The 6,830-nt window shown below is 72.8% G+C and carries 3 protein-coding genes; 1 reads left to right on the top strand and 2 read right to left on the bottom strand.

The window, feature by feature from the left end:
- Nucleotides 1-4,536, bottom strand: a 4,536-nt coding sequence (locus G3I65_RS06710) for a non-ribosomal peptide synthetase (RefSeq protein ID WP_160695307.1), incomplete at its 3' end; no start/stop codon positions are given.
- Between the two features lie 246 nt (nt 4,537-4,782).
- Between G3I65_RS06710 and G3I65_RS06715 the strand changes: the two genes are divergently transcribed.
- A complete protein-coding gene (locus G3I65_RS06715) occupies nt 4,783-6,186 on the top strand; it encodes a cellulase family glycosylhydrolase (protein WP_160695308.1) in 1,404 nt (467 codons plus the stop codon).
- Between the two features lie 7 nt (nt 6,187-6,193).
- On the opposite strand, the gene G3I65_RS06720 is transcribed toward G3I65_RS06715, so the two are convergent.
- A partial coding sequence (locus G3I65_RS06720; RefSeq protein ID WP_160695309.1) for an inositol monophosphatase occupies nt 6,194-6,830 on the bottom strand: 637 nt, incomplete at its 5' end.

The raw sequence follows: 6,830 nt of genomic DNA on the forward strand, positions 1-6,830 counted from the left end.
GCCCAGCCTGCCGTACGTCCACTGCCGCTCGCCGGTCAGCGCGAGCGTGGCCGGGTGCGCCGCGGCGCACCGGTCGAACAGCGCGACGACGTCGGCGTGCCGCGCGGCCGGGACGGCTTCGGGCAGCGGGGTGGTGAGAAAACCCAGGCCTGCCGGGTCGTCCGGCCGGTCGAGCAGTTCGGTCAGGACGCGCACGTAGTGCTCGCCGTACAGGCGGAGCTGGGCGGCGGTGATCGTGGTGCCGTCGCCGTCCACCCGCAGCCACAGGTGCTCGTCGGCCGGGTCGGTGACCACGTTGACGAGCAGCTCGAAACTGGTCTGCTCGTAGGTGTCGAACGCGAGCAGGTCGACGCCGGGAATCCGGACCGCGTCGCCGAGCTGCCGGAAGTGGACGTAGTTGAACGCCGTCACGGCGGGCGGGCGGCCGAGCCGGTCCTGGATGGCGCTGAGCGGGTAGCGGCGGTCCGCGTACGCCGCCTGCTCGGCGAGGAACGCTTCGCGGACGACGCCGGACCAGCTGCGGCCGGCCGCGGACACCCGCAGCGGCAACGTGTTGAGGAAGAGTCCGGCCACGCCGTCGTGGGTGCGGCCGTGCGTGACGACGCCGGTCGTGACGTCGGGGTTGCCGGAGAACAGGCCCAGGGTGAGGCAGTGCGCGGCGACCAGGACGGACTTCACCGAAAGGGCGCGTTCGCGGGCGAACTCCCGCACCCGCGTGCCGAGTCCGGGCGCCAGGTCGGTGCGGTGCGAGGTGGCCCGGGCGCCGCGCGGTTCGTGCGGGCCGAACCCGCCGATCGAGGAGGCTTCGCTCCCGTCGAGCGTGCCGTGCCAGAAGTCCGCGCTCTCCGCCGAAGCCAGCGCGTCGCGTTCTTCGCGCAGGTACGCCGCCGCCGAGGGCAGCGGCAGGTCCGGGACCGGCTCGGCACGCAGGCCAAGGCCGTGCGCGTAGCCGCGCAGCAGCTCGCTCACCAGCGTGGCGACGCTGCCGCCGTCGAGCAGGGCGTGGTGGAAGCTGAGCACCAGGTCCAGGCCGTCGTCGCGGACGTGCGCGCGGAACAGGTACAGCGGCGGGGTCCCGAAGGCGTAGTCGTGCCGGCGGCGCCGCTCGATGTGGGCCAGCACTTCGGCTTCGGCCGCCGCGCGGGCGGTGCCGCGGAGGTCGGCGACCTCCAGCGCGCCGGGCACTCCGCGGTGCACGATCTGCAGCGGTTCCGCGTACTCGCCGGGGTGGAAGCTCGTCCGCAGCGCGGGGTGGCGCCGGGCGAGCCGGGTGACCGCCTTCCGGAACTCCGGCTCGTCCCACGGCACGCGCAGGCGGTACCGGAAGACGTCCTCGTAGACGGTCGAGCCCGCTTCCCGGCTGTGGTAGAGCAGGCCCTGCTGGAGCCGGGTCAGCGGAAAGGCGTCCTCGACGTCGCCCAGTCGGACGCGGTCCACCGCGGACACCAGCCCGAGCCGCGGCGGCGCGGCTTCGTCCGCACCGCTGCTTTCGACGTGCTCGGCGAGCCCCGCGATGGTCGGGTGGCGCACCAGATCGGCCAGCGCGAACCGCAGGCCGCGCTGCTCGGCGAGCGCGCGGATCCGCAGCATCAGCAGGGAATCGCCACCGAGGGCGTAGTAGTCCTCGTCGGGCGACTCCGGCGTGCGGCCGAGCACTTCGCCCCAGATCCCGGCGAGGACTGCTTCCCGCGCGGTGAACGGCCGGGCTTCACCGGCGCTGCCCGCCGCCGGTTCGGGCAGCGCGCGGCGGTCGGCCTTTCCGTTGGGGGTCAACGGAATCCGGTCAAGCGCGACGAGGAACGCCGGGATCATGTACTCCGGCAGCTCCCGCGCCAGGTGCTCGCGCAGGCCGGTGCCGTCGCCGACGTAGTAGCCGACGAGGTGGGTGCCCCGGGCGGCGGTCGTCCGGTCGACCACCACCGCGCCGGTGACCCCGGGCGCGCTCAGCAGGACGCCGGCGACCTCGCCGGGTTCGACGCGGTTGCCGCGGATCTTGACCTGGTCGTCGAGCCGGCCGAGGTACTCGAGGTCGCCGCCGGGCAGCCAGCGCGCCAGGTCGCCGGTGCGGTAGAGCCGGCCACCGCCGGACGGATCCGCGACGAACCGCTCGGCGGTCAGCCCGGGCCGCCCGAGGTACCCGGCGGCGACCCCCACCCCGCCGATGCACAGCTCGCCCGCGACGCCGAGCGGTTGCGGCTCGCCGTGCGCGCCGACGACGTGGAGGCTCGTGTTGTCGATCGGGCGGCCGATCGGGACCCGCGCGATGGTGGTGTCCGCCGGGCAGTCGTAGTACGTCACGTCGACCGTCGCCTCGGTCGGGCCGTACAGGTTCACCAGTTCCGGGCCGCCACCGTCCACCCGGTACAGGCGGTTGAACCGCTCGACGCTGGCGGCGGGAAGTGCTTCCCCGCTGCAGAAGACCCGGCGCAGCGGTCCGGCCTCGCGCTCGCCGGGTTCGAGGAACGACGCGAGCATCGAGGGGACGAAGTGCACGACCGTGACGCCGTGCCCGGCGACGGCGGCCCGGATCGTCCGCGGGTCCTTCTCGCCACCGGGCGGCAGCAGCGCGACCGCGGCACCTTCGAGCGCCCACCAGAACAGCTCCCACACCGAGACGTCGAACGCGATGGGCGTCTTCTGCAGCAGGACGTCGTGCTCGCCCAGCGGGTAACGGCGCTGCATCCACGCGAGCCGGTTCACCACCGACCGGTGGCGCACGAGGACACCCTTCGGGCGGCCGGTCGAGCCGGAAGTGTAGATGACGTAAGCGATGTCGGTGGCCGTGGCCCGCGCGCCGACCGGTGAAGCGTCGCCTTCGCGCAGGTCCCCGACCTGCCACACGGGCGTCCCTGGCAACGGCGGCAACGCGGTCGCGCCGGACACCAGCACGGCCACGGGACTGCTGTCGCCGACCAGGAACCGGAGGCGTTCGGCGGGGTGGGCCGGGTCGACAGGCACGTACGCCGCGCCCGCCTTGAGGACGCCGAAGAGCGCGGGCAGCAGGTCCGGCCCGCGTTCCAGCGCGACGACGACCCGGTCACCCGGGCCCACGCCCGCCGCGATCAGCTTGCGCGCCACCTGGTTCGCGGCGGCGTCCAGCTCCGCGTACGTCAGGCGGAAATCCGGGCCGGTGACGGCGACCTGGTCCGGGCGCCGGGCGGCCTGCTCCTCGAAGAGACCGCTCAGCGTGGCCTCGTCGCGGAACGGGACCTCCGCGCCCCGGCCGTACGCCTCGAGCAGCGCCTGCTCGGCGGCGGGCAGCATCGGCACGTCCGCCACCGGCGCGTCGGCGCCGTCGATCCCGTTCTCCAGCAGGCACCGGAACAGCGCCGCGACGCGGTCGCCGGGCAGTTCGGCGCCGAAGACGTCCCGCGCGCAGTCGAGGGACACCTCGACGTCGTCCTGCTCCTCGACGGCGGTGACGACGATGGACAGCGCGTCGCGCTCGTGGCACAACGTCTCCATGACCGTGCGGTGCGCCAGGTTCGTGCGGAGGCGGGGCAGCCGCACGTAGCTGAGGGTGATGTCGTAGAGCTGCCGGGGCCGGCCGGGCAGCTCGCGCAGGATGTCTTCCAGCGGCGTGCGGCCGTGCCGCCGCACCTCCCGGGTGGCCGAATGGACGTCCGCGACCAGCGCGCGCACGGTGGTCCCGCCGGGCACCGCGACCCGCAACGGCACGGTGTTGGTGAAACTCCCGACGGTGTCGAGGAATTCGTCGTCGCGGTTGAGGAGCGGCACCCCGATGACGCCTTCCGCGGACCGGTGCACGCGCGAGAGGAAGACGCCGGTCATGGCGGCCAGGTACGGGAAGATCGGCAACCCCGCGGCCCGGACGCGGGCCACCCAGTCCCCCGGCAGCCGGAAGGTGTGCCGCGCACTCCCCGCCGCGGTCCCGGATTTCGCGAAGAGCACGGGCGCGGCACGGTCGAGCGCGGCGCGGTGGAACGCGAGATCGTCCCGGAACGCCGCGGAATCCCGGTAAGCCGCGGCCGCCGGCAGGCTCCGCCGGAAGGAGACCGGCGCCGGGCGGATCCGGGTGAGCCCCTTCAGCGCGTCGTCGTAGTCCTCGACGAGCTGGTTCGCCACCACGGTGAACGAGCGCCCGTCGGCGACGAGGTGGTGCGCGACGAGCTGCGCGTGCGCGACGCCGGGCGACTCGACGAAGAGCGTCGCGCGCACCATCGCCCCGCCCAGCGGGAAGGGCCGCTGCTGCTCTTCCCGCATCACCGCAACGGGATCCGCCACGGCGGGCAGGTGGGCCACCCGCACCTCCGGGCGGCCGAGCGCGTGGAACTCCTGGTGCGGAACGCCTTCGACGTCGGAGTAGGCCGTGCGGAAGTTCTCGTGCCGCGCCAGGACGCGCGAGAACACCTTGGCCAGCAAGGGAAGGTCCAGCTCGCCCTCGAACCGCACGCGCAGCAGCAGGTTGTACTGCGCGGAGTCGCTGTCGAGCGCGACGGCCGCCCAGATACCGGACTGGTAAGGGGAAAGACCGTGCACGTGTTCTCCCGCGTTCGCCTTCCGGTGGTCGCGCATGGACCGAGGCTAGGTTCCGCGCGCCGGGCACCTCCTCCTGTCGAATGCGAACGGGCCGGGAAGGTGAACATGACACTGGCGGCCGTGTGAGATCGGCCCGTCCCCGCATGAGCGGCGCCTAGTCCGCCCCCGCGCGTTCGACTCGATCGACGCCGCTCTTGACGCCGGGCGGTCCAAGGTGGTCCCATTCTTGGGAGCGCTCCCAGTCGCAGCGGGACAACTTTCAAGACCGATCAAAGGAGTTCGATGAAGCGCTCCACTGCTGCGCTGGCGGCCGCCTGCGCGACAACCCTCGGTGTCACGGGCGTGCTGCTCATGCCCCAGGCCGAGGCCGCCGTGCAAGGTTGCCGGGTCGACTACACCGTCACCAACCAGTGGCAAGGCGGCTTCCAGGCCGGGGTCAAGGTCACCAACCTCGGTGACGCCCTCTCCGGCTGGTCGCTGCGGTTCACCTTCCCCGACGCCGGCCAGAAGGTGGCCCAGGGCTGGAACGCGACCTGGTCGCAGAGCGGCACCACGGCCACCGCCACCAACACCGACTGGAACCGGGCGCTGGCGTCCGGCGCCTCGGCCGACCTCGGCTTCACCGGCACCACCACCGGCGCCAACCCGGTGCCGTCGTCGTTCACGCTGAACGGTGTCACCTGCACCGGCACCACCGGCCCCGGCCCGACGACGACGCCGACCACGCCGACGACCACCACGACCACCCCGCCGTCCGGGCGGACGCCGCTCGCGGCCAACGGGCAGCTGCACGTCTGCGGCGTCCACCTCTGCGGCGAAGCCAACCGCGTCGTGCAGCTGCGCGGCATGAGCACCCACGGCCTGCAGTGGTTCGACGGCTGCTACAACACCGCCTCCCTGGACGCGCTGGCCAACGACTGGCACGCCGACCTGCTGCGCATCGCCATGTACGTGCAGGAACAGGGGTACGAGACCAACCCGCCCTGGTTCACCGCCCGGGTCAACAGCCTCGTCGACGAAGCCGAGCAACGCGGGATGTACGCGGTGATCGACTTCCACACCCTCACCCCCGGCGACCCGAACTACAACCTCGACCGCGCCAAGACGTTCTTCGCCTCGGTGGCCGCGCGCAACGCGGCCAAGAAGAACGTGATCTACGAGATCGCCAACGAACCCAACGGCGTGAGCTGGGGCGCGATCAAGAGCTACGCCGAGCAGGTCATCCCGGTGATCCGGGCCGCCGACCCGGACGCGGTCGTGATCGTCGGCACCCGCGGCTGGTCGTCGCTCGGCGTCTCCGACGGGTCGAACGAAACCGAGATCATCAACAACCCGGTCAACGCCGCGAACATCATGTACACGTTCCACTTCTACGCGGCGAGCCACAAGGACAACTACCGGTCCACGGTGAGCCGGGCGGCCACGAAGCTGCCGCTGTTCGTGACGGAGTTCGGCACGGTGAGCGCCACCGGCGGCGGCGCGATCGACCAGTCGAGCACCACGGCCTGGCTGGACCTGCTCGACCAGCTGAAGATCGGCTACGCGAACTGGACCTACTCCGACGCCAACGAAAGCAGTGCCGCGCTCAAGCCCGGTTCCTGCGCCGGCGGCAACTACGGCAGCGGCGCGCTGACGGAGTCGGGGTCGCTGGTCAAGAGCCGGGTGAGCACGCCGGACGACTTCTGATCGACGGTCAAGCCGTGAGGACCTCCAGTGCCGCCGCGTGCACGCCGGGCGCGGCGGCGAGGTAGCTCTCGCTCGTGAGGTCCCACGGCTTGCCCTCGAGGTCGGTCACCGTGCCGCCCGCCTCCTGGACGAGCAGCACGCCTGCCGCGTGCGAGCGGACGTTGTCGGGCTGCCAGTGCAGGTCCATCCGGCCCGCCGCGACCTGGGCGAGCTGGTGGCTCACCGGCACCGAGATCCGGACGTACAGCGCGGCCGCCGACATCGCGGCGAACGACCGGCCCATGCGGTCGAAGAAGGCGGCGTCGTGCCCGGGCTGCGCCTGCCCGGTTCCGGCGAGCGCGCCGTCCAGCGACGTCTTGGCGGAGACGCGCAGCGGCGCCCCGTTCAGGAACGCGCCGCCGCCTTCGGTGGCGGTGAACAGCTCGTCCGCGACCGGGGCGTACAGCGCCGCCAGCACCGGGCGCCCGTCGCGGACGAGGCTGACCCCGATGTTCCAGTCGGGCATGCCGTGCACCGCGTTGACGTTCCCGCCGACCGGGTCGACGAGCCACCACTCGCCCGCGGCCAGCGGCCCGGAGCCGTGTTCGTCGTCGAGCCAGCGCGCCTCCGGCCGGATCGCGGCCAGCGCCGGGCGCAGCACTTCG

It is taken from the genome of Amycolatopsis sp. SID8362 (assembly GCF_010550475.1).
Taxonomy (GTDB): domain Bacteria; phylum Actinomycetota; class Actinomycetes; order Mycobacteriales; family Pseudonocardiaceae; genus Amycolatopsis; species Amycolatopsis eburnea.

Bases quoted from the DNA above. Each gene is read 5' to 3' on its own strand.
- G3I65_RS06715 (WP_160695308.1), top strand. From the start codon at position 4,783: ATGAAGCGCTCCACTGCTGCGCTGGCGGCCGCCTGCGCGACAACCCTC.